This window comes from Candidatus Pseudomonas auctus (assembly GCF_048654275.1).
GTDB classification, from domain to species: domain Bacteria; phylum Pseudomonadota; class Gammaproteobacteria; order Pseudomonadales; family Pseudomonadaceae; genus Aquipseudomonas; species Aquipseudomonas pharyngis.
On record NZ_JBJYZK010000016.1, the window covers coordinates 33,697 to 56,839 of the forward strand.

Sequence of the window (23,143 nt, forward strand, 5' to 3'; positions counted from 1 at the left end):
TGGCACGGATTTTTCTGCGGAACGATGCTGTGAAAATTGCCGTCTACACTTCGCGAAGAGCCCGGGATCCGGGCGTCTCAACCACGTAACACTTTGCCCGCAGCGGGCCCTGCCGGAAGAATGATCATGGGATTGAACGGGTTGCTTTGCTGTCTTGCGTTGACCCTGCTGAGCGGTACGGCACTGGCCACCGATCAGGCGCCGATCAAGGAAAAGGCTGAAGCGAAAGCCGAAGTACTGGAAGAGAAAGCGGCCGACAAACCCGACGCGCCCCCGGCACCCAAATCCGAAGCCATCACCCCGACCGAAGCACAGGCGGTTGACCCCGCCGGCGCTGCGCCGCTGGACGATCCGATCACCTGTCTGGCACGCAGTATCTATTGGGAAGCCAAGGGCAAGGACACCGCCGACATGGAAGGCGTGGCCAGTGTGGTGATGAACCGTCTCGGGCATGACGGCTTTCCGGGCACGGTCTGCGAGGTGGTCAAGCAGGGCTCGGAAACCAGGAGCTGCCAGTTTTCCTGGTGGTGCGACGGGCGTCCGGATCAGGTCAAGGAAGATGCCGAATACGCGCTGGCCAAGGAAATCGCCGGCAAGGCCCTGAACCGCCAGCTCACCGACCGCACCCACGGCGCGCTGTATTTCCACGACCGCAACGTTCATCCGAGCTGGGCCAAGGAATACAGAAAGACCGCCGAGACCAGGAAATTCCTGTTCTACAAACCTGCTGGCGGGGATGCGCGTTAGGCGCAGACTTCGCGCACACAATGGCGCCGCCATTTCCCTAGTAGGAGCGAGCCTGCTCGCGTTAACGCCCGGTCAGCCAGTTTCATCAGTGCCTGACCCAACGCATTCGCAAGCAGTTCGCTCCCACAGGGACACTTTGGCGAAATCAGTCGCGGGGTTGTCGGGCCGGAAAGAACAGTTCAAAGCAGGTGATGCCGTCAACACTGCTGACGCTGTAGCGGCCCTGATGCAATTGCATGATGGTCGCGACAATCGACAGGCCCAGCCCGTTGGATTGGGCCGAGCGCTCGCGGGACGGATCGACGCGGTAGAAGCGTTCGAACAGCCGCGACAGGTGTTCGGCAGGAATGGTCGCGCCCTGATTGCGTACCCGCAGATAACTGCCGTCCGCTTCAGCCACGGCCTCGACCTGCAACGTCGAATCCGCCGCACCGTACTTGATCGCGTTGGCGCACAGATTGGCCAGCGCCCGACGCAGCAGCATCGGCTCGGCCCAGATCACGCCGCTGCCACTGGCCTCGATGCTGACGCCGACATCGGCTGCCAATCCTTCGAAGTAGTCGGCGATGCGTTGCATCTCATCGCATGCATCCAGCTCCTGCCGCTGGCTCAGCGCGCTGGCCGGGTCGGTGCGGGCGAGAAACAGCATGTTGTCGAGCATCCGCGCCAGCCGTTCGAGTTCTTCGACGTTGGAGGCGAGTAACTGCTGATAGGCGTCGACGCTGCGGTTCTGTTGCAGGGCGACCTGGGTCTCGCCGAGCAGGTTGTTGATCGGCGTGCGCAGTTCGTGGGCCATGTCGGTGGAGACCTGGCTCAGTTGCGCAACCCCTCGGTCAAGCCGGTCGAGCATCGCGTTGAAAGCTTCGATCATCGGTTGCAATTCCCGGGGCGTGCCGTGGCGGTCGAGGCGTTCGCCGAGGTTGGCGATGCCGATTCCGTGGGCATGCCGGGCAATCCGCCGCAATGGCAGCAAACCGCGATACACCAGCAGGCAGCCGACCAGCGCCAGCACAATCGCGGCCAATGAAGCGAGGCCGTACACGCTGAGCCGATAATTGGCGAGCATTGCCGTGCGCTCGGTCATCAGGCGTCCGGTGAGCACCTGCAGGTTGCCCAGATCGCCCGAGTCGATGGTCGCCGCCACCGCCGAAAACGGCACACCGTCGACGCTCGGCAAGTGCTGTACATCGCTCAGGGCCATCGGATGATCGATCGGTACGGCGGGCAAGTTCGGGGTGGCGAGGTTGCCGGGGTTGACCACCAGCAGCGGCGGCTGGCCGGGGGCGCCGATGGTCAGCAAGGCTTCGCGGTTGCCGAGCATGTTCTGAAACAGCGCCGGCTTGTTCTTGATCAGCTCCAGGGTGTTGCTGTCGTTGAGGAAGGTGCGCAACTGATCGACGCGACTGACCAACTGGATGTCGTCGCGGCGAATCAGAGCTGCTTCCAGTTGGTTGTACAGCGCCGCGCCCAGGCCTGCCAGCGCGGCGAAGGCAAGCACGGCGAAGACCAGCGCCAGGCGCAAGGTCAGGGAATACGTGCCGGCGATTTTCATGGCTGGGTATCGAAGCGGTAGCCGATGCCGCGCACGCTGTGGATCAGCTTGAGCGGAAACGGATCGTCGATTTTCGCCCGCAGGCGGCGCACGGCGACATCGACCACGTTTGTGTCGCTGTCGAAATTCATGTCCCACACCCGCGAGGCGATCAGCGAGCGCGACAGCACCTGGCCGGTGTGGGTGGCGAACAGTTGCAGCAGGGCGAATTCCTTGTTGGTCAGGGTGATCCGGTTGCCGGCGCGGCTGACCCGACGCTTGAGCACGTCGATCTGCAGATCGGCCACCTGCAATTGCTCCTCTTCATGGATCGGCCCGCGCCGGGTCAGGGTGCGCAGGCGCGCCACCAGTTCGGCGAAGGAAAACGGCTTGATCAGGTAGTCGTCGGCACCCAGCTCCAGGCCTTTGACCCGGTCGGCGATGTCGTCGCGGGCAGTCAGGAACAGCACCGGCGTGTCGGTCTCCTTGCGCAGCCGGCGCAGCACTTCCCAGCCATCCATTTTCGGCATCATCACGTCCAGCACGATCACGTCGAAGTCGAACTCCAGCGCCAGGTGCAGACCGTCGGCGCCGTCCCGGGCCAGGCTCACGCTGTAGCCCAGTTCCTGCAGGCCGTTGAGCAAGTAATTGCCGGCCTTCGGTTCGTCTTCGACAACAAGGATATTCATGGCTACTGCGCCTCAATGGTCGTTGGTGCAGCCGCTGCCTTGCACTTGATAGTCCAGCACATGTTCACGGCCCTGGTGGTCGAGGTAGTCGAGCTGCGCGGGGATCACGCCGCAGGCCTGGGAAATATCGGTGCTGGAGAGGACTTTGTCGACATCCAGGTGCACGAAGAAGCCGGTTTTGTCATGAATGACGGCAGCGTCCGGCGCAGGTGCAGCGAACACGGAACCGGTGGCGAGGAGGGCGGTGAAAGCGAGGATCAGGGTTTTCATGATGGGTCACTCGAATCGTTGAAGTTGATCGGCGTTCTGGCCGGGACAACTTCAAGCTACCGGGCGATCCGCTCGGCAAACCGACAACTCGATGACAAATCTGTAATAAACCGAACCTGTGGGAGCCAGCGCACTCCCACAGAGTATTCAGCTGGCGTGGGTGCTGAGAATGCTCGCGATCTGTTGCGGCTGGCAGTTGAGGTACGGCGAGGATTTCAGCCACTGCTGATCCGGATACCAGGAGAACATGAATTGGCCGTTCTTCAGGCTGTCGATCACCCGTTTGGCAACCTGCGGTCGCACCGCCGGGCAACCCTGGCTGCGGCCCAGGCGGCCGGTACGTTTGCTCCAGAACGGGTTCACGTAGTCGGCGGCATGGATCACGATGGCGCGGTCGCGGGCCATGTCGTTGATGCCCGGTTCCAGACCGTCCATGCGCAGCGAGTAACCGTGGGTGCCCTGGTAACTTTCCTGGGTCCGGAACAGGCCGAGGCTGGACTGGAAACTGCCTTCACGGTTGGAGAACCGGGTGGCGAAATTTTCCCCGGAGTTCGAGCCGTGGGCGACCAGATCGCGCAGTACCAGTTTTTTCCGGGTCAGGTCGAAGATCCACAACCGGCGCTCGGTGGACGGCTGCGAATAGTCGATGATCGCCAGGTGACGGGACTGCTTCGCGCCGTTGTTGATCGCACATTGCATGGCGTTCAAGGCACCTTTCAGCGCCTGGGGATTGAGTTCCGGCGCGGCGTGCGCGAGGCTGGTGTAGAGAACCGGCGAAGAGGTGCCGGCGGCAAAGGCTGGGCTGGTCAGCACGCCAAGGGCGGTGGCAGTCAGCAGAAGTCGGCGCAAAAACGTCAACATTTAAAGTGAGTCTCCACTTGCTACTTGTTTGGCACTTAGGCTCCTGACGTCCAGTCGTTCCCGGCAAGCCCGCGAATCGGGCCTGACTGTGCACCGCACCTGAGGTAAGGTTGACCGTCAATCAAGACGGCCATGGATTGGAGTAAAGCAGTTGTTCAAAAAGTACGCATGCTACTTGAGCATTTGTTTGCTCGCTGCGCCGTTTGTCGCTTGCGCCGAGGAACCGTTGCCGGAACTTCCGACGCTGCCGCCCGTGCCGACGGAAATGCCCATCGAACCGCAGAGTCCGTTGCAGGCTGCGCTGATCAGCCTGCCCCAGGCGTGCCCGACGATCGGCACCAGTCTCAACGGCCCGGCGCTGGATCAGTTGCGCGCGTTCTACCAGCAGCAGGACTGGCTGCCGGTGTGGGCCGATGGCGGGCAATTGCCGGCCTTGCATGCGCAATTGCAGCTGTTGGCCGACGATGGCCTGAACCCGAAACGCTATCCGGTAGCGCTCACCGCGCCGCAGGACGGCGAACTGTGCGCCGATATCGAGATCAGCCGTTACTACCTGCAAGCCCTGCAGGATCTGCATTACGGCCGCCTGTCGCAATCGCACTTCGAACCGCTGTGGCATTCCGACGAAACGCCACGCGACCGGCAGGCCGAATTGCTGGCGATCGCCGTGCCAGGCGTGCACAACGTTCCGGCTGCCTTCGATCTGGCCCGGCCGCAGTTGGCGCAGTACCAGAACCTGCGTCATCTGTATGCCGCGCAGCGCCTGCAAGCCCTGCCTCAGTGGACGTCGGTGGGCAACGGCCCGTTGCTGCGTCCGGACATGGAAGACAAGCGGGTGCCGGAACTGGCCCGGCGTCTGTACAGCGAAGGCTATCTGAACAGTGTGGCCGGCACGCCGGACAACGCTTATCACGGTGTATTGGTGGAGGCGGTGAAGCGTTTTCAGGCCAACCATTCGTTGCAGGCCGACGGAGTGGTGGGGCCGGGGACGATTGCCGAACTCAACATCAGTCCGCTGACTCGCCGTGAACAGTTGCGGGTCAACCTAGAACGTTTCCGCTGGATGGCCCAGGACATGGAGCCGGACGGTCTGCTGGTCAACGTCGCCGCGGCCGAGCTGACGCTTTATCAAGGTGGCCTGCCGGTGTGGCAGACCCGCACCCAGGTCGGGCGCGCCGAACGCCAGACCCCGCTGCTCAAATCCCGGGTCACGCGCCTGACGCTGAACCCGACCTGGACCGTGCCGCCGACGATCTGGAAGGAAGACAAGCTGCCGGAGATCCGCAAGGATCAGACCTTCCTCAGCCGCCAGAACCTGCAAGTGCTCGACGCCAACGGCCAGCCGCTGGCCGCCGCCGACATCGACTGGGACAACCCCGGCAACATCCTCCTGCGTCAGGACGCCGGGCCACGCAACCCGCTGGGGCAAATGGTCATTCGGTTCCCCAACCCGTTTTCGGTGTACCTGCACGACACGCCGAGCAAGGCGCTGTTCGACAAGGGGCCACGGGCGTTCAGCTCCGGCTGCGTGCGGGTCGAGCATCCGATGAAGCTGCGCGATTTGCTGCTCAGCCCGGCGGAGAAGGCGCGCACCGACACTTTGCTCGCCACCGGCACCACCCATGAATTCCGCCTGAGCAATCCGGTGCCGATCCTCATGACTTACTGGACGGCACAGGTCGACGGCCAGGGGCGTGTGCTCTACGCACCGGACATCTACAGCCGGGACAGTGCGTTGCTGGCCGGGCTGGACCGGGCGCATTGATCCTCAGTGGCTGGCTTGTTTCCAGAAAAACCGCGCCAGCCACGCATCCACGCTCAACTTGCCGGCCCCGGCAAACACCAGCGGCAGCAGCGCAGCCAAATAAATCGCCGGCAGCTTGAAGTTGCCGAAGCCCTTGTTGGTGATCGCGTAACCCTGGGCCAGCTCACTCAACGATGACCAGTCCGCCGGCCAGTGCACGGCAGCGGTGGCGACGACGGTCACGACAATCAGCGAAATCGCCGAAATCCGCGTGCCGAATCCGATCAGGATCGCCAGTGCGCAGATCAGCTCGGCCCACATCGACAGTTCCCAGTTCAGCGTGGCGGGCAAGTGGTCGAAGGGGAACGGGAACCGCTCCTGAATGTCTTCGAACCAGTTCTGGCCGTTGAATTTCTCCAGCCCCGATTCGAAAAACTCCCAGGCGATGAACAGGCGCAAGGTCAGCGGCGCGAGCCACTGGCCGGCGCGGTCGAGGTTCCAGTGCAGGCCTTTGACGGCCGACGAGAGAGCTGTGGTCATGGGAAGGCTCCATTCATTCAAGGGAAAAACGGGGCACCGACGTGCCCCGTAAAAAGGGTTACTCGCCGGCGCCGCACTTGCCTTCGCCGCATTTGCCTTCCGAGGTTTTTTCCGCGGTGTCGGCCTTGGCCTGGGCCTGGCTGTAGCCGTGATCCAGTTGCTTGACGCTGAACGCTTCGGAAGCCGAAGCCGCGTTGGACAGGGCCAGGCCACCGGCAAGCAGGAGGCCGAGGGTCAGGGAGGTTTTCGAGCGCTTGGTCATGATGTATCTCCGATGCGATAGGTGAGTTCAAAGGCTTGATCGGGGTTGCCGATCGACAGGCGTATTTGAGCGTCAGGCTGTATCGCGGATGTGTCGCAAAGGGCCGGATTTGTGCGCGGGATGTGTCGGGCGTCGGGCCGTACACACTGCGATACACAGCGCCGGTGTGATTCGATTGCCGGGCGCAGCGTCTAGCCACGGTGTCCCCGCAATCCCATGGGGCGAGACTTCGGAACCCGGCATGCAAGCGCTGTTGAACGAGATCCTTGACGCTGTCCAGCCCCTGATCGGGCAGGGCAAGGTGGCTGACTACATTCCCGCCCTCGGCACCGTGCCGGCCAATCAACTGGGCATCGCCGTGTATGGCAACGACGGCGAGATGTATTGCGCCGGCGACGCCGAGACGCCGTTCTCGGTGCAGAGTATTTCCAAGGTATTCAGCCTGGTGCAGGCCATCGAACATTCCGGCGAGGCGATCTGGGAGCGTCTGGGCCACGAGCCTTCCGGCCAGCCGTTCAACTCGCTGGTGCAGCTGGAATTCGAACGCGGCCGTCCGCGCAATCCGTTCATCAATGCCGGGGCGCTGGTGATCTGCGACATCAACCAGTCGCGCTTTGCCGCACCGGCGTTGTCGATGCGCGACTTCGTGCGACGGCTGTCGGGCAACCCGCAGGTGATGGTTGACGGCAAGGTTGCTGACTCCGAATACGAGCACCGCGCGCGCAACGCGGCGATGGCGTACCTGATGCAATCCTTCGGCAATTTCCACAACGACGTTGAAGCGGTGCTGCGCAGCTACTTCAGCCACTGCGCGTTGCGCATGAGCTGCATCGACCTGGCCCGGGCCTTTTGTTTCCTGGCCAACGACGGCTTCTGCAAACACAGCGGCGAGCAGATTCTTACTCGCCGCCAGACCCAGCAAGTCAACTCGATCATGGCCACCAGCGGCCTGTACGACGAGGCGGGCAACTTCGCCTACCGCGTTGGTCTGCCGGGCAAGAGCGGCGTCGGTGGCGGCATCGTCGCGGTGGTGCCGGGGCAGTTCACGGTGTGCGTGTGGTCGCCGGAGCTGAACGCGGCGGGCAATTCGCTGGCGGGGATGGCGGCGCTGGAAATGCTCAGTTCGCGGATTGGCTGGTCGGTGTTCTGAGGCCGTGTTGCTTTGAGGGAGGCCAACCTATACATTTTCCGGCCGCCCTCAATATGGTGAATCCGCTCCATGTCTCTCGCGCTCGAACGTCTCGTCGCTGGCACGCCTATCCCTTTCGCCGGTAACCGCGTCACCGTGGTCAGCCCCGAACTGGCCGAGCGTTTCCGCCCCGGCGACCACCTGTTGGTGGAGCAGGTGAGCGGCGAGCTGTTGCTGATTCCGGTGGCGGATCAGCAGGCAGCCTCGGTGGCAATCGAGCGTGCAGCGGCGGCGTTTACCGCGTTGTCAGCGGTGCCGGACGAGGCCATCAGCCGCTTCTTCGATCTGTTTGCCCAACGTCTGGAAAACCCGGACGCCTGGGCACTGATCGAAACCGCCAACCTCGCCGACATCGAACGGGCCAAGGCGCGCGGTCGCTCCACCACCCGCTTGCTCGCCGACGAGCGCATGCGCCGTGACATGATCGCCGGTCTGCGGGCCTGGCGTGATGCGCCGGCCACCCGTGGCAAGGTGATCAGCAGCGTCGAACATGACGGCTGGAAGGTCGAGCAGGTAGTGTCGCCGCTGGGCATCGTCGCGTTCGTGTTCGAAGGTCGGCCAAACGTCTTCGCCGACGCCGCGGGCGTACTGCGCACCGGCAACACCGCCGTGCTGCGTATTGGCAGCGATGCGTTGGGCACCGCGCAAGCGATCGTCACCCACGCCCTGAACCCGGCGCTGGCCGATGCCGGTCTGCCGTCGGGCGCGGTGTCGCTGGTGGAGAGCGTCAACCACGCCGCCGGTTGGGCGATGTTCGCCGACCGGCGGCTGTCGCTGGCGGTGGCCCGTGGTTCGGGTCGTGCAGTCAGCCAGTTGGGCAGCATCGCCCAGCAGGCCGGTACCGCCGTCAGCCTGCACGGCACTGGTGGCGCGTGGCTGATTGCTGATCGCGATGCCGACGCCAAGCGCTTTGCCGCCGTGGTGCGCAATTCGCTGGATCGCAAAGTCTGCAACACGTTGAACGTCTGCCTGATCCAGCGCGACCGTGCTGCCGAACTGGTGCCGCTGTTCCTCGACGCCTTGCAGCAGGCCGGCACCGCGCGTGGTCAGGGCTGCAAATTGCATATCGTCGAAGGCAGCGAAAGCTACCTGCCGAGCGACTGGCAGAACGCGACGGTCGAGGTCTATCGCGCCGAGGGTTACCAGACCGAAGCCCTGGCCGAGCCGCTGCCGGAAGCGCAACTGGGCCGCGAGTGGGAATGGGAAGAAACCCCGGAAACCAGCCTGATGATCGTCGACGATCTGGATCAGGCCATCGCACTGTTCAACCGCTACAGCCCGCAATTCACGGTGTCGCTGATCAGCGAAGACTCGGCGGTTCAGGAGCGTTTCTACAGCGCGGTCAACGCGCCGTTCGTGGGCAACGGGATCACCCGTTGGGTCGATGGCCAGTACGCGCTGAACAAGCCGGAACTGGGGCTTTCGAACTGGGAAAGCGGCCGCCTGTTTGCCCGCAGCGCGATCCTCTCCGGTGACGGCGTGTTCACCGTACGCAGCCGCATGACGCAGATCGATCTGGGCGTAAAACGCTGAACAGAACAACGCCGCGCCCGTCGCAATGACGGGCGCGGCGTTGTGTTTTCAAGCCGCATCGACTGCCTGACCGTACACCGCGCAAGTCGACGGTTGCTCGGCCAGCGAGACAAAGGTACGGCGGTCGGCACTCAGTGCGTCGATCGAGCCGGTCTCGATGTCGTACACCCAGCCATGCAGATTCAGCAGGCCTTTCTCCTGAGCCAGGCGCACGCTCGGGTGAGTCTGGATATTCGCCAGTTGCGCGATCACGTTTTCCCGCACCATCGAACTCAGCTTGGCGGCGTCATTGGCGTGTGGCCGCGATTCGTTGACCACTTTCGCCGACTCGGCGTGTTGCAGCCAGCCGCTGACGGCGGGCAGGTGATCCATGCATTTGCACTGGGCGATGGCGGTCATGGCGCCGCAATCGGAGTGGCCGCAGATCACGATGTCGGTTACGCCGAGCACGGCCACCGCGTATTCCACCGTCGCCGAAACCCCGCCCGGATGCGGGCTGTAGGACGGCACGATATTGCCGGCGTTGCGGATCACGAACAGCTCGCCGGGTTCCTGCTGGGTCAGCAGTTCCGGAACGACGCGGCTGTCGGAGCAAGTGATAAACAGCGTGCCCGGGGTTTGGGTAGTCGCCAGGTGTTTGAACAGCTCGGTGCGTTGCGGAAACGCCTCGTTCTGGAACTTCAGGAAGCCTTCGATCAGGTTTTTCATGGTGTGTCCTCTCAGTTCGAACAGCCGGTGCCGAATTCGCTGTATTGAAGAATGTGTTTTGCGCCGTGGCTGTCGAGGTAAGTCATTTCGACCGGCACCACGCCGCAGACGTCGGCGACCGGGGTGATGCTCACGACCTGCGCAATGTCCAGCGACATGCCGTAGCGGTAGGCGACGGCCTCTTCATCAGCCTGGGCCTGGGCAGCAAGGCCGGCGAGCAGGGCCAGGGTCAACAGAATTTTTTGCATGGGGCAGCCTCCAGACGGGTGTGGTGACGACTTGGCAATTCAGGTTTGGATGGGCCTGCACGCGGGGTGCGGGCCCGGAGGGGTCAGAACGGACGCAGCGGGAGGAACTTGCCGTCGAGGGTGACCACGGCGCGGGAACCGCCTTCAGGATCTTCGACTTTCTTGATGTCGAGCTTGAAATTGATCGCGCTGATGATGCCGTCGCCGAACTGCTCGTGAACCAGTGCTTTCAGGGTGGTGCCGTAGATCTGAATCATCTCGTGGAAGCGGTAGATGGTCGGGTCGGTCGGCACACCGTCGAGGCTGCCGCGCAGCGGGATGATTTGCAGGGCGGCGACGTCTTCGGCGCTCAGCTCAAGCTTGTCACCGACCACTTCGGCCGCGGCTTTCGGCAGTGGATGCTGGCCGAGGAGGGCGGCGGTGACGTAGGCCAGGCTCAGGCCAGTGCCGTCGGCCAGATCCTGCCACGACAGGTTTTTCTGTGCCTTGGCATCCAGGGCGCGGGTGGTCAGGGCGATGCGGCTGTCGTTGTAGGCTTGGGATTGCATGGTGCTTCTCCTTTCGGGGTTGGCTTGCTGTGTGGATTCATCTTCTGCCGATTGATCCATAGCGTCCAAGACCGATATACAATGCCAAGCATAAGTAATGCCTATAGATGGAGCGTTCCATGCTGCTGCGACATTTGCGATACCTGCTGGCCGTGGCCGATCACGGCGGCTTTACCCGGGCTGCCGAGGCGTTGCATGTGTCGCAGCCGACCTTGTCGCAACAGATCCGCCAACTGGAAGAAACCCTCGGTGTCGATCTGTTTGATCGCACCTCGCGCTCGGTCAAACCGACTGACGCCGGCCAGGCCTATATCGAATGCGCGCGACGGGTGCTGGTGGAGCTGGAGGCGGGCAAGCGCGCGTTGCATGACGTGAAGGATCTGTCCCGAGGCTCGCTGCGCCTGGCCATGACGCCGACGTTCATGGCGTATCTGGTCGGGCCGCTGGTGCGCGATTACGTGGCGCGGTATCCGGGGATTCACCTGGAGATTTTCGAGTTGTCGATGGATGACATCGAGGCCGGGTTGGCGGATGACTCGCTGGATATCGCGATTGCCTTCACACCGGTGCGCAATCCGGACATCGAGTGCATTCCCGCGTTTGTCGAGACGTTGGGGGTGATGGTCGGGCGTGAACATCCGTTGTATGACAGCGCTTCGGTGCTGACGCCGGAGGACATTGCGCAGCTGGATTTTGCCTTGCTGGCGCCTGACTTTTTCACGCGCCTGTCGATCGATGAATACTTCCGCCAGAACGGCATCACCCCCAAGGTGCAGATCGAGGTGAATTCGGTGAGCACGTTGCTGGAAGTGATCCGGCATGCGCCGATTGCGACCATGCTGCCCGAGGCGATTGCGACCGAGGACCGGGCGTTACGCAGGTTGCGGGTCGAGAGCGAAGCGCCGCAGCGGGGAGCGGCGCTGTTGCGGCGCAAGAACAACTATCACAGTGCGGCGGCGGTGGCGTTCATGAATCTCGCGCTAGGCATGGGAAGCCCCTCACCCTAACCCTCTCCCAAGGGAGAGGGGACTGACCGAGGTGAGTGTTCGAGATTCATCGACCTGAAATATTGAGTCGTACTCAGGAATTGAAGCGACCCCGATCTGCTCCCTTTCCCCCTCGCCCCCTTGGGGGAGAGGGTTGGGGTGAGGGGGTAGGTTCTTGACCACAAAAAATATCTCAAGCCGGGAACAAAAAAGGGCTTGCTCCTATTCGGAAGCAGGCCCTTTTTGTTTATATGAAGTTTTAACTTAGTAGAACCGATCAATCACCCGAACTTCGTTCTTGTTCTGCATCGAGTCCCACGCCTGTTTCAGCGTTTGCAGAACATTACCGATGAAGTCCTTGTCGGCCGCGGCTTTCTTGCCGACATAGCCGTGGCCACGGCGGTACATCTTCAGGCGGGCCAGCAGGTTCTGGTTGTTCCGATCGAACTCTTCTTCACCAGCATGGGGCGACAGGCAGTCGATATGGACCTGACCCGACTTGCTGATCCACAGAATATGGCTGTCGTGGCTGTCTTTTTGCGCAGCGAACATACGAGCCAGTTCTTCGATAGTAGGTTGATTGTTCAGATTCATGATATTGCCCCTTGACCAGTCTGGTGATCTTTCAAAGTTGATTCGCTAATACAGGTAGCCCATCGGTTAGTTGATCCCTGGCACCGAAACCAGGACGTCAGCGGTCGCCCGTATGAAGTACGGGGTCATGCGTCTGTTGCATGTAGTCGTGTTGAATAACTGCTACGCAATAGCGTCACAACGAGGAGAAGCAGCGAAAACCGGGAGGCTCCTTGACGACGTTTTCAGGGTCGACCACAAGCGTCTTGAGAATTTTCGCCAGCGCTTCTCGTCCTTGTACTGGACGTTCAGGCCAGGTCAGCTTCTTCAATCTGCCTTGTGGGCAGCGTGTATCCGGAAAAAACAGCTCGGCGGTCAGACGAGCTTGCTCAAGCGTGTTGCCAATGCTCCCGATCGGGGAGACGTCTGCATCATGCAAAAGCAAAACGATGCCGTCAACGGTTTTGTAGTGATTATTTTTGGTCACTACATATTGTCGGACAAAGTCATTCTGGAATGAAAAAAGAGGTCTTCAGACAGCGGGAGAAAGGCTGCGCAGGCAGTAGAACGTACAGGGATAGCCGTCCACTGTTTTGGTCTGGCGGGTAAAGTCGCCGCCGCTCAGCTCGGGGATGAGCCGGGCCCAGAACCGCTGTGCAGGCATATTGGCGTCGACATGGAAAATCTGCCATCGACCGGGCAAGTGGCTCAAGAGGGCAGAGGCGACAAACTGCGCGACGCCTTGGCCACGCCAGCGCCGGCTGACGAAGAAATAGCCGATGTTGTAATCGGCGCCTTCGATGAGGAGGTGGTCATCCACGGTCACGAACCCCGCCAGTTCGCCGTCGACGTGGATCAGGAATGGTCGGGTCGCCGGCTGGCGCCAGTAATCGTCTTTCAACTGGATCGGGAAGAACCCATGCCCGCCGAGCTTCAGCGGCAGCCACTCGCTGAAGTCATAAGTGTAGAACTGCATCAGGTTTTCAAGGGTTTCCAGTTCGTCGCGCCGGGCGACGCGCAGTTCGATGACAGACATGCCGCAGCCTCCTGACCATCACTGTTGAAACAGTAGCGCGCAGCGGGCTATTTGGCCGCCGGTTTCGCCGAGCGTTTGCCGGTTCCGGTGGTTTTGCGCCGAGTGGTCTTGCGTTTGTTCTTCCATGGCGCAGCGGCTTTGCCGGCAGGTGGCGGGCCGCTGATGGTCAGGTTCAGCCCGGCGCAACGGGTCACTTGCTTGCTCATCCACGCCGCCTGTTTGGTGACGAACTCCTCCAGACTCATCTCGCCGCTCTGCACCATGTCCAGCGCCTGTTCCCAGATCGCCGTGGTCCCGGGGTCGGCAATCGCCCGCGGCACGGCGTCGATCAGGCTGAAGGCGGCGGGTGTGGCGGACAGCGCCTTGCCGTTTTTCACCAGATAGCCGCGATCCAGCAACCCTTGAATGATCGAGGCGCGGGTAGCTTCGGTGCCGATGCCGGTGGTGTCCTTGAGTTTCTGCTTGAGCAGCGGATCTTCCACCAGTTTGGCGACGTTCTTCATGGCCTTGATCAGGTCGCCCTCGGTGTAGGGCTTGGGCGGCTGCGTCCACAGGTCCTTGAGTTTCACGTCCGCGATGGCGCACTCGGTGCCTTGGGTCAGCGCTGGCAAAGTCTGCGGCGCGGGGGTTTCACGCCCCTTGGTAGGGGCCAGCGCTTCGGGCAACGCGCGTTTCCAGCCCGGCTCGAAGATCTGCTTGCCGACGGCGCGCAAGGCTTCCCCGGCGCAATCGAAATCGGCCTGGGTGCGGTCGTATTCGTGATTGGGCAGGAACTGTGCCAGATACCGCGCGCGAACCAGCGTGTAGACCGCGCGGTGCTTGCCGGTCAGACGCTCCAGGTTTTTCGCGGCAGCGGTCGGAATGATGCCGTGGTGGGCGCTGACCTTGGCGTCGTTCCAGGCGCGGGAGCGGCGCTGTGGCTCCAGATGCTCGCGCAGCGCTTCGAGGCTCGGATCGGCCTGACGCAACGCCGCAAGAATCCCTGGCGCCTCGCTGTGCTGGCTCAGGGGCAGATAGCCGCAATCGCTGCGCGGGTAGGTGATGACCTTGTAGGTTTCGTAAAGCGCCTGGGCGATATCGAGGGTTTCCTGGGCACCGAGGCCGAGCTTCTTCGAGCAGACTTCCTGCAAGGTGCCGAGGTCGAAGGGAAGGGGTGCCACTTCGCGCATGCGTTCGGTGCGCAGCTTGACCACCCGGGCGCTGGCGGCGCTGCCGATGGCGGCGGCCGCTTGCTGGGCGAGGGCCTGATTGAGACAACGGTCCTGATCGTCACAGGCATCGCCCGGCGCACGCCACTGTGCCGTGAACGGCGTGCCGTTGTGCAGCAGTTGCACGTCGATGGCCCAGTACGCGACCGGCACGAAATCGGCAATGCTGCGGTCGCGATCCACCACCAGCCGCAACGTCGGCGTCTGCACCCGGCCCACCGGCAGTACACCTTGATAGCCTGATTGCCGGCCGAGCAGGGTGAACAGGCGACTCATGTTCATCCCGATCAGCCAGTCCGCCCGCGAGCGCCCCAGTGCCGAGTGATACAGGCTGAAGGTTTCAGCGCCCGGTTTGAGCGCTGCCAACGCCTTGCGGATCGAGGCTTCATCCAGCGCCGACAGCCACAAGCGGCGGATCGGCCCGCGATAGCGGCAATACTCCACCAGCTCCCGGGCGATCATCTCGCCCTCACGGTCTGCGTCGGTGGCGATGATCAGTTCGCTGGCCTCGCCGAGCAGGCGCTTGACCGCCTTGTACTGGCTGGCGGTACGCGGCTTGACGGTCATTTTCCATTTGTCCGGGATGATCGGCAGGTCCGCCAGCACCCAGCGCTTGTATTTGGCGTCGTAGGCGTCCGGCGGCGCGGTTTCCAGCAAGTGGCCGATGCACCAGGTCACCGTGACGTCCGTTCCCAGCCAGCAGCCGTCGCCCCGACGCTTTGCGCCGAGCACGGCCGCAATGTCCTTGGCCTGGGAAGGTTTTTCACAGAGGTACAGCCGCATAACCACCGTCGTCGATCATTGCCCGAAGAGGCGCACAGGATGGCCTGACTCGGGCGAACGGGCAACTTTTATCTGTATGGATATACAGATAAAAAGATTGCCGGGCGTGTACAGCTTTTATCGGTCGGTTTCGAAAATCGACGCCATGGAGGAACGCCGTACTCTGGCAAACCACCCGAGAGCCGCCACGCCCAGCAGCGTCGCCAGCACGGCCAGAATCAGAATCACACGTTGCGTCCCCAATGGCGCAGCGAGCAGCGCAACCAGCAGACCGGCCAGCGGTTGCGACAAGTTGTTGAGCAGGGTGATCACGCCCACGGTCTTGCCGAAGTCCTGAGGGGGAATCACTCGCTGGCGAATGCTGCGCATGTAAACGTTGAACATCTTGTCGAAGCCGACGATCAACAGGAAACCCAGCACATAACCCGCCAGGTTCGGGCTCAGGGCGCTGATGAAGGCGCCGGCGGCGAGCATCGAATAGGCAACGCCACCCAATACGCGCAACGGCAATACCACCCGGGCGAGGAAAAACAGAATCACGATGGTGGTCACCGCGCCTGCCGCTTGCAGCACGGCGTAGTCGTCCTTGCCGGCGCTGTACTGACCGAGCACCATGGCCGCCGAAGTGGCCAGGGTGACCCCGACAATCAGGTTGACCCCCACAGCCAGTGTGATGATCTTTTTCAGCTCCGCCCGTTCACGGATATGCCTGAAAGCGATGCGCAGAGGCTGCAGCCAGATGTCCTGATGCTGCTCGAACACCTCCAGAGTGATACGGCTGAAACGTTGCCACACCCGCATGCTCAGGTCGGCGAGCAGGAACAGCCCGGCCACCCACAGCACCACCCAGTGCCAGGCCGAAACTTCCAGCAGCAATGCCGCCACCAAAGGCCCCAGAACCAGTCCGGTCTGGTCGGCTATCTGCGAGTAGGACAGGGTTTTGGTGTAGCTGTAGTGCTGGAAAATACGCGGCATCAGCACTTCGCGGGCCATGATGCCCTGAGTCGTCAGCACGCCACATAGCGCCGACAGCACCACCAGCCACGCGATACCGCCGAAGACGGCATAAAGCCCTACTGCCAGCACGCAAAGCAGAGCACGGTAGACCTGACTTATGTGCAGAATCCTGATGGGCGAGAACTTGTCGCACAGGGCTCCGCATAGCGGAAACGCGAGAAAACGCGGCAGCGACTCGACGAAGAATGCGAGCCCCGCCCAGGACGCGCTGTTGGTGGTCTGGAACACCACCAGCGGCACGATGAACAACAGGATCTGATCCGCCAGCCGCGACAGGAACAGCGAGATGAAAAAAGCCAGGTAATCCTTGCGCATGATGACTCCTGTCGGTGGGCGTCTTGGTCGTTTTGTGCGTGATATGAAAACAGAAACCGCCGCCTTCGCAAGCGACGGTTGTTGCTGATCGGAGAAAAAACCGTTCGGCTGCGGATCCGACGAGATTCCCCCACATGGGTTATACCTGAACCGGTGCCTTCGCCGCCGTCAGGAGAAACCGATGAAAAGTTCCGGTCCCAGTCCCGTCATCACCGTTGCCGAGCAGCCTGGCTGCCTGCTTGTAAAATTCCACGGCATACAGGTCGCCGCCTCGGCCCGAGCCCTGGTGCTGCTCGAAGCCAATTACCCGCCGGTCTACTACATCCCGCGTGAAGACATCGACGAAAAATACTTCGCCCGCACCGACCACACCACCTACTGCCCGTACAAGGGCGATGCCAACTATTTCAGTCTGCAAGTGCCGGGACATGAGGGCGCGAACGCGGTATGGACGTACGAAAATCCAAAGATTTCGGTCAGCCAGATCAAGGACTACGTGGCGTTTTATCCCGATCAGGTGAAGTTTGAGTTGCTGGAGGCGGAGGTTTGAGATCCAGCAGGGTGGCGAGGGCATTGCGCCCCCGCCACACGAATATCAATCAGTTCTTGTCCAGATCGATATTCTTCGTCTCACGCAGGCAGATCATCCCCACCACCAGGCTCACCCCGGTAATCAGCACCGGGTACCACAGCCCATAGAAGATATCCCCGGTGTACACCACCAGCGCAAACGACACGGTTGGCAGGAATCCGCCGAACCAGCCGTTGCCGATGTGATACGGCAGGGACATCGAGGTGTAGCGGATGCGGGTCGGGAACAGTTCGACCATCAGCGCGGCGAGCGGACCGTAGCACATGGCCGAGATGATGATCAGGCCGACGATCAGGGCCACGATCATCGGTTTGTTGATTTGCTGCATATCAGCCTGTTGCGGATAGCCGGCGAGGGTGATCGCGCCGCGCAGAGCCGCCTCGTCGAAGCCGTCGAGTTTCACATCGCCGACGCTCACTTGCACCGTGCTGCCCGCCGGCGCGGCGACGCTGGAGTAGGGCAGGCCTTGCTTGACCAGGAAGGTCTTGACCTTGTCGCACGGGCTGTCGAATTTGGCCTTGCCCACCGGATCGAACTGGAAGGTGCAGGTCGCCGGGTCGGCCACCACGGTGATCGGTGCCTGTCGGCTGGCGTGGTCGATGGCCGGGTTGGCGTAGTGGGCCAGGGATTTGAAGATCGGGAAGTACAGCGCGGTGGCCAGCAGCAAGCCAAGCATCAGCACCGGTTTGCGCCCGACCTTGTCCGACAGCCAGCCGAAAATGATGAAGAACGGCGCGCCGATCACCACGCTGATGATCAGCAGACTGTTGGCCACCGCCGGGTCCATTTTCAGGAACTGGGTGAGGAAGAACAGCACGTAAAACTGCGCCGCGTAGAAGGTCACCGCTTGCCCGGCGTTGATGCTGAACAGGGCGATCAGCACGACTTTGAGGTTTTCCCATTTGCCGAAGGACTCGCGGATCGGCGCCTTGCTGGCCTTGCCTTCTTCTTTCATTTTCAGATAGGCCGGCGATTCGTGCAGACTCAGGCGAATCCAGGTGGAAATACCCAGCAGCACGATCGACAACAGGAACGGAATACGCCAGCCCCAGACTTCGAATTGATCGCCGGTGAAGTAGCGGCAACCGAGCACCACCAGCAGCGACAGCAGCAGACCAAGGGTCGCGGTGGATTGAATCCAGCTGGTGTGGAACCCGCGCTTGCCGATCGGCGCGTGTTCGGCCACGTAAGTCGCAGCGCCTCCGTATTCGCCGCCGAGGGCAAGGCCCTGAAGCATGCGCAGTATCACCAGAATGATCGGTGCGGCGATGCCGATGCTGGCGTAGGTCGGCATCAGGCCCACGGCGAACGTCGCCACGCCCATCAGGATGATGGTTGCGAGGAAGGTGTATTTGCGCCCGATCATGTCCCCCAACCGACCAAACACCAGCGCCCCGAACGGCCGCACGATGAAGCCTGCGGCAAATGCCATCAGCGCAAAGATGAATGCGGTGGTGTCGTTGACCCCGGCGAAAAATTGCTTGCTGATGACCGCCGCCAGGGCGCCGTAGAGGAAGAAGTCATACCACTCGAACACCGTCCCCAGGGACGAGGCGAAGATGACCTTTCGGGTATCGGGGCTGGCGTCCGCGCTGCGCACGGCATCCAGAGACTGAACGTGTTCTGACATATCGGTATCCCTCACAGTGATTGTTTTTGTTGTTTCCACTGTCGGCACCGGCCTTGTGGGTGGGCGCCGCTGTTCCTTTGGTCAAGAGAGTGCGGTCAGTGCTTTTTCTTCGGCGGGAAAACTCCGGGCGGTTGGGTTGAGAATAAGCTGTGCCGCTTTTTCAGCAATCATCAGCGTAGGCGAACAGGTGTTGCCCGAGGTAATGCGCGGCATGATCGACGCATCGGCAATCCGCAGCCCCGGTACGCCATGCACGCGCAACTGCGCATCGACCACGGCGTCCGCGTCGTTGCCCATGCGGCAAGTGCCGACCGGATGGAAAATCGTCGTGCCGATCTTCGCCGCCGCTTCGTGCAGTTGTTCTTCGGTTTGCAGACTGGCGCCGGGCAGGTATTCCACCGGATTGAAAGCTTGCAGGGCGGGGGCGCTGACGATGCGCCGGGTCAGGCGAATCGCGTCGGCGGCCACGCGCAGGTCTTCGGGATGGCTGAGGTAATTGGGCTGTATCAGCGGCGCGGTTTGCGGATCGGCGGAGCGGATCTCGACCCGGCCCCGGCTCTGCGGCCGTAAATCACACACCGACGCGGTGAATGCGGGGAAGCTGTGCAGCGGCTCGCCAAAACGCTCGAGCGACAGCGGCTGCACGTGATATTCGAGGTTGGCCGAGGTCTGCTCAGGCCCGGAACGGGCAAACGCACCCAGCTGACTCGGTGCCATCGACAACGGCCCGCTGCGGTCGTACAGGTAACGCAGGCCCATGCCCATCTTGCCCCACATGCTGCCGGCAATCTGGTTGAGGGTGCGGGCGTTTTCCAGTTGGTAGATAAGCCGCAGTTGCAGGTGATCCTGCAGATTGCCGCCGACGCCCGGCAGTTCATGCACCACACCGATCCCGAGCTTTTCCAGCAGCGGGCGCGGCCCGATTCCGGAGCGTTGCAGAATGCTCGGCGAGCCCACGGAGCCGGCGCACAACACGATCTCCTTGCGCGCCTTGAAGCTCTTTTGTTGACCCTGCCAACGGGCACTGACTTTCGAGGCGCGACCGTCCTCGAACAGCACTCGATCCACCTCGATGTCGGTCAACACTGTGAGATTGGCCCGATCGCGAATCGGCTTCAGAAACGCCTTCGCCGCATTCCAGCGCACCCCGGCCTTCTGATTGACCTGAAAGTAGCCGCAACCCTCGTTGTCGCCCTGGTTGAAGTCGTCGATGCTGGCGATGCCGCTCTGTTCGGCAGCGCTGCGGAAGGCATCGAGAATCGGCCACGACAGGCGCTGGCGTTCGACTCGCCATTCACCCTTGTCGCCATGAAAATCCGCCGCGCCAGCGAAGTGGTTTTCGCTCTGCTTGAACAGTGGCAGCACGTCATTCCAGGCCCAGCCCGGATTGCCCTCGGCAGCCCAACCGTCGTAGTCGTTTGCCTGACCACGCATGTAGATCATGCCGTTGATCGACGAGCAGCCGCCCAGCACCTTGCCGCGCGGATAACTCAGCGCGCGGCCGTTGAGGCCCGGTTGTTCTTCGGTCTTGAAGCACCAGTCGGTGCGCGGGTTGCCGATGCAGAACAGGTAACCCACGGGGATGTGAATCCACGGATAGTTGTCGCGCCCGCCGGCTTCCAGCAACAGCACGCGCTGCTGCGGATCCGCCGATAGCCGATTGGCCAGCAAACATCCGGCCGGCCCGGCACCGACCACGATGTAATCGAACTCATCGAGGGAAGTCTGCATTCCCTGACCTCGCTTATTGTTTTTGTTGTCGGTCATCCTAGTTGTTAGCTTTCGTCAAAAGAATGTTAGTTTTTGCGCAGCCGCTGTGCGTTTTCAAACAGCGTTCCCTGACGATAGCCGACAAGGACAAGCCATGTTCGACTGGAACGACCTGCGGTTCTTTCTCGAGTTGCAGCGCAGCGGCCGCCTGCTCACCGCTGCCCGCCGCCTGAACACCACGCACGCCACCGTCGCCCGGCATATCGAGGCCATCGAAAAAAGCCTTGGCACCGCGTTGTTCGTCCAGCACGCCCAGGGGTACGAAATGACTCCGGCGGGGGAGGCGCTGCTCAAACATGCCGAAGCCATGGAAAATGTCGCGCTGCTGGCTCAGGAAGAAATCACCCAGTCCACGGCGCCGCTGGGCAAGATTCGCGTCGGTGTGACAGAAGGGCTGGGCATCATGTTTCTCGCCAGCCGCATGATCGGGTTGTTCGAGCGTTACCCGGGACTGGAAGTGGAACTGGTGGCGGTACCGCGCTTCGTCAGCATCCTCAACCGCGAGGCGGAAATCAGCATTCACCTGGAGCGGCCGGCGGCGGACATGCTGGTCACCCGTAAACTCACCGATTACCGGCTCGCGCTCTATGCCAGCCGCGCCTATCTCGATAATTCACCGCCGCTGCGCAGTCGCGAAGATCTCGGACGGCACGCGTGGATCGGCTACGTCGATGATCTGCTGTTCAGTCAGGAGCTGATGTTTCTCAACAGCTTCTGCCGCAACCCACGGGTGGTGTTTCACAGCACCAGCGTGATCGCCCAGCAGCAGGCGGCGCGCTCGGGGTTGGGGATTGCGGTACTTCCTTGCTACATGGCCGCGTCGGACCCGGATCTGGTGGCGCTGTTGCCGGATGAGAGCATCGAGCGCAGTTACTGGATCAGCACGCGGCGCGAGTTGCACAAGTCGGTACGGTTGCGGGTGGTCTGGGATTACGTGGTGGGGCTTTGCGAAGGCGAGCGCGAGTTGTTGATGGGCCAGTAAAGACAGCGGTTTCATGCAACTAAAACGCCCGGCAAAAGGTCATTCGATTTGCGGAGGTTGAGTCATCACGCAGAACCTCGACAACGAAGACGTTTCCCGTGGCCACTCACCTCGATCACCGCAATAACCTGTCCCTCGACAGCCTGAATTTCTTCCTCGCCGACGTGCGTGACGGGCTCGGTCCTTATCTGGCGATTTACCTGCTGGCGGTTCACCACTGGGAGCCGGCGAGTATCGGTCTGGTCATGACCATCGCCGGGATCGCCGCGCTCATCACCCAGACCCCGGCAGGCGCGCTGGTCGACAGCACACGCTTCAAACGGGCGTTGATCGCGATTGCCGCACTGGTGGTGACCGGAAGCTGTCTGCTGCTGCCGTTCGTGACGTCGTTTACCCTGGTGGCCGTGACGCAAGCCATCAGTGCCGTCGCCGCTTCGATTTTCGCGCCGGCCATTTGCGCGATCACCCTTGGCATCACCGGGCCGCGCGCCTTCACGCGAAGAACCGGGCGCAACGAAACCTTCAACCACGCCGGCAACGCCTGCGCCGCGTTGTTGGCCGGTCTGTCGGCGTACCTGTTCGGTCCGGTTGCGGTGTTTTATCTGATGGCGGTCATGGCGCTGGCCAGTGTGATTGCCGTCTCGTTCGTATCGGCCGACGCGATTGACCACGATCTCGCCCGAGGTCTTTCACCCAGCGAAACGGGGCAGGGCAAACAGCCTTCGGGCTTGTCCGTGTTGCTCACCAACAAGCCGCTGCTGATGTTCGCGATTTGCTGTGCGCTGTTTCATCTGGCGAACGCGGCGATGTTGCCGTTGGTGAGCCAGAAACTGGCGCAGGCCAATCTGCAGATGGCCACACCGCTCACGTCTGCCTGCATCGTCGCGGCACAACTGGTGATGGTGCCGGTCGCGCTGCTGGTGGGGGCGAAGGCCGATCTGTGGGGACGCAAGCCGTTGCTGTTGGCGGGGTTTCTAATTTTGCCGTTGCGCGGTGTGCTGTATGTGCTGTCGAACGATCCGTGGTGGCTGGTTTCGGTGCAGTTGCTCGATGGCATCGGCGCGGGGATTTTCGGCGCGCTGTTTCCGGTGGTGGTGAAAGACCTGACGCTGGGGACCGGCCACTTCAACGTCAGTCTGGGGGCGATTTCGACAGTGTTCGGACTGGGCGCGGCATTGAGCAACAGTCTGGCGGGCATCGTGGTTCAAGAGGCCGGTTACAGCGCCGGGTTTCTGACCTTGGCGGCCGTGGCGCTGGTAGCGCTGGTGCTGCTTTGGGTGGCGGTGCCCGAGACAGTATCGGGTTCCAATGCCGACTCAATGGCACTGCAAAGCAAGGCGTCGCGGATGGTTACGCCTTGACTCAACGGTCCCAAGACCCG

At 61.9% G+C, this 23,143-nt stretch carries 24 protein-coding genes; 9 read left to right on the forward strand and 15 right to left on the reverse strand.

Going from position 1 to position 23,143, the window contains the following annotated elements; genetic code table 11:
• The first annotated feature begins 126 nt into the window (after positions 1-126).
• Positions 127-747: a cell wall hydrolase gene (locus ACKUG4_RS24115; protein ID WP_085648353.1), complete on the forward strand. Its 621-nt coding sequence runs from the start codon at positions 127-129 to the stop codon at positions 745-747.
• A 145-nt stretch (positions 748-892) separates the two neighbouring features.
• On the opposite strand, the gene ACKUG4_RS24120 is transcribed toward ACKUG4_RS24115, so the two are convergent.
• From ACKUG4_RS24120 to ACKUG4_RS24135, 4 genes are all read right to left on the reverse strand, one after another.
• Complete coding sequence (locus ACKUG4_RS24120) at positions 893-2,299, reverse strand: heavy metal sensor histidine kinase (RefSeq protein WP_445434977.1); 1,407 nt, start codon at positions 2,297-2,299, stop codon at positions 893-895.
• The gene (locus ACKUG4_RS24125) at positions 2,296-2,967 is read right to left on the reverse strand and encodes a heavy metal response regulator transcription factor (RefSeq protein WP_039767117.1); all 672 of its coding nucleotides are present in this window, start codon (positions 2,965-2,967) and stop codon (positions 2,296-2,298) included. The genes ACKUG4_RS24120 and ACKUG4_RS24125 overlap by 4 nt, the downstream gene beginning before the upstream one ends.
• Positions 2,968-2,979: 12 nt before the next feature.
• A complete protein-coding gene (locus tag ACKUG4_RS24130; RefSeq protein ID WP_064597487.1) occupies positions 2,980-3,237 on the reverse strand; it encodes a DUF2790 domain-containing protein in 258 nt (85 codons plus the stop codon).
• A 147-nt stretch (positions 3,238-3,384) separates the two neighbouring features.
• A complete protein-coding gene (locus tag ACKUG4_RS24135; protein ID WP_011334749.1) occupies positions 3,385-4,098 on the reverse strand; it encodes a murein L,D-transpeptidase catalytic domain family protein in 714 nt (237 codons plus the stop codon).
• A 151-nt stretch (positions 4,099-4,249) separates the two neighbouring features.
• Between ACKUG4_RS24135 and ACKUG4_RS24140 the strand changes: the two genes are divergently transcribed.
• Positions 4,250-5,863 (forward strand): L,D-transpeptidase family protein, encoded by a 1,614-nt coding sequence (locus ACKUG4_RS24140; protein ID WP_445434978.1) that lies wholly within the window; start codon positions 4,250-4,252, stop codon positions 5,861-5,863.
• Between the two features lie 3 nt (positions 5,864-5,866).
• Here the strand turns inward: ACKUG4_RS24140 and ACKUG4_RS24145 are convergent, their stop codons facing one another.
• Entirely contained in the window at positions 5,867-6,382 is a 516-nt protein-coding gene (locus ACKUG4_RS24145) for an HvfX family Cu-binding RiPP maturation protein (RefSeq protein WP_445434979.1), read from the reverse strand.
• A 58-nt stretch (positions 6,383-6,440) separates the two neighbouring features.
• Positions 6,441-6,644: an HvfA family oxazolone/thioamide-modified RiPP metallophore gene (locus ACKUG4_RS24150; RefSeq protein ID WP_064597478.1), complete on the reverse strand. Its 204-nt coding sequence runs from the start codon at positions 6,642-6,644 to the stop codon at positions 6,441-6,443.
• Positions 6,645-6,885: 241 nt separating this feature from the next.
• Here ACKUG4_RS24150 and glsB point away from each other — a divergent pair, with 241 nt between their 5' ends.
• Complete coding sequence (glsB, locus tag ACKUG4_RS24155; RefSeq protein WP_445434980.1) at positions 6,886-7,794, forward strand: glutaminase B; 909 nt, start codon at positions 6,886-6,888, stop codon at positions 7,792-7,794.
• Between the two features lie 69 nt (positions 7,795-7,863).
• Positions 7,864-9,366, forward strand: a complete 1,503-nt coding sequence (locus ACKUG4_RS24160) for an aldehyde dehydrogenase family protein (protein ID WP_445434981.1) — start codon at positions 7,864-7,866, stop codon at positions 9,364-9,366.
• Between the two features lie 48 nt (positions 9,367-9,414).
• Here the strand turns inward: ACKUG4_RS24160 and ACKUG4_RS24165 are convergent, their stop codons facing one another.
• From ACKUG4_RS24165 to cynS, 3 genes are all read right to left on the reverse strand, one after another.
• A complete protein-coding gene (locus ACKUG4_RS24165) occupies positions 9,415-10,074 on the reverse strand; it encodes a carbonic anhydrase (RefSeq protein WP_007950573.1) in 660 nt (219 codons plus the stop codon).
• Positions 10,075-10,085: 11 nt separating this feature from the next.
• Entirely contained in the window at positions 10,086-10,322 is a 237-nt protein-coding gene (locus tag ACKUG4_RS24170) for a DUF2790 domain-containing protein (RefSeq protein WP_064597472.1), read from the reverse strand.
• Between the two features lie 83 nt (positions 10,323-10,405).
• Positions 10,406-10,870 (reverse strand): cyanase, encoded by a 465-nt coding sequence (gene cynS, locus ACKUG4_RS24175; RefSeq protein WP_011334741.1) that lies wholly within the window; start codon positions 10,868-10,870, stop codon positions 10,406-10,408.
• Positions 10,871-10,989: 119 nt separating this feature from the next.
• Here cynS and cynR point away from each other — a divergent pair, with 119 nt between their 5' ends.
• The gene (cynR, locus tag ACKUG4_RS24180; RefSeq protein ID WP_445434982.1) at positions 10,990-11,877 is read left to right on the forward strand and encodes a transcriptional regulator CynR; all 888 of its coding nucleotides are present in this window, start codon (positions 10,990-10,992) and stop codon (positions 11,875-11,877) included.
• Positions 11,878-12,120: 243 nt separating this feature from the next.
• Here cynR and ACKUG4_RS24185 read toward each other — a convergent pair whose 3' ends face one another.
• Entirely contained in the window at positions 12,121-12,450 is a 330-nt protein-coding gene (locus ACKUG4_RS24185) for a hypothetical protein (RefSeq protein ID WP_085602835.1), read from the reverse strand.
• 127 nt (positions 12,451-12,577) lie between these two features.
• On the opposite strand from ACKUG4_RS24185, the gene ACKUG4_RS24190 reads away from it, so the two are divergent.
• Positions 12,578-12,949: a hypothetical protein gene (locus ACKUG4_RS24190; RefSeq protein ID WP_445434983.1), complete on the forward strand. Its 372-nt coding sequence runs from the start codon at positions 12,578-12,580 to the stop codon at positions 12,947-12,949.
• Between the two features lie 12 nt (positions 12,950-12,961).
• Here the strand turns inward: ACKUG4_RS24190 and ACKUG4_RS24195 are convergent, their stop codons facing one another.
• From ACKUG4_RS24195 to ACKUG4_RS24205, 3 genes are all read right to left on the reverse strand, one after another.
• Entirely contained in the window at positions 12,962-13,465 is a 504-nt protein-coding gene (locus ACKUG4_RS24195) for a GNAT family N-acetyltransferase (RefSeq protein ID WP_445434984.1), read from the reverse strand.
• A gap of 47 nt (positions 13,466-13,512) precedes the next feature.
• A complete protein-coding gene (locus ACKUG4_RS24200; protein WP_445434985.1) occupies positions 13,513-15,456 on the reverse strand; it encodes a DNA topoisomerase III in 1,944 nt (647 codons plus the stop codon).
• 117 nt (positions 15,457-15,573) lie between these two features.
• The gene (locus ACKUG4_RS24205; protein WP_445434986.1) at positions 15,574-16,788 is read right to left on the reverse strand and encodes an MFS transporter; all 1,215 of its coding nucleotides are present in this window, start codon (positions 16,786-16,788) and stop codon (positions 15,574-15,576) included.
• Positions 16,789-16,969: 181 nt separating this feature from the next.
• Between ACKUG4_RS24205 and ACKUG4_RS24210 the strand changes: the two genes are divergently transcribed.
• Positions 16,970-17,338, forward strand: a complete 369-nt coding sequence (locus tag ACKUG4_RS24210) for a DUF427 domain-containing protein (protein ID WP_414882838.1) — start codon at positions 16,970-16,972, stop codon at positions 17,336-17,338.
• Between the two features lie 49 nt (positions 17,339-17,387).
• Here ACKUG4_RS24210 and ACKUG4_RS24215 read toward each other — a convergent pair whose 3' ends face one another.
• On the reverse strand, positions 17,388-19,010 hold the full coding sequence (locus ACKUG4_RS24215; protein WP_445434987.1) for an MFS transporter: 1,623 nt from the start codon (positions 19,008-19,010) through the stop codon (positions 17,388-17,390).
• Between the two features lie 81 nt (positions 19,011-19,091).
• Complete coding sequence (locus ACKUG4_RS24220) at positions 19,092-20,741, reverse strand: GMC family oxidoreductase (RefSeq protein WP_445434988.1); 1,650 nt, start codon at positions 20,739-20,741, stop codon at positions 19,092-19,094.
• Positions 20,742-20,874: 133 nt separating this feature from the next.
• On the opposite strand from ACKUG4_RS24220, the gene ACKUG4_RS24225 reads away from it, so the two are divergent.
• On the forward strand, positions 20,875-21,762 hold the full coding sequence (locus ACKUG4_RS24225; protein ID WP_064597450.1) for a LysR family transcriptional regulator: 888 nt from the start codon (positions 20,875-20,877) through the stop codon (positions 21,760-21,762).
• A gap of 98 nt (positions 21,763-21,860) precedes the next feature.
• Positions 21,861-23,123: an MFS transporter gene (locus ACKUG4_RS24230; RefSeq protein ID WP_445434989.1), complete on the forward strand. Its 1,263-nt coding sequence runs from the start codon at positions 21,861-21,863 to the stop codon at positions 23,121-23,123.
• Positions 23,124-23,143: the final 20 nt, after the last annotated feature.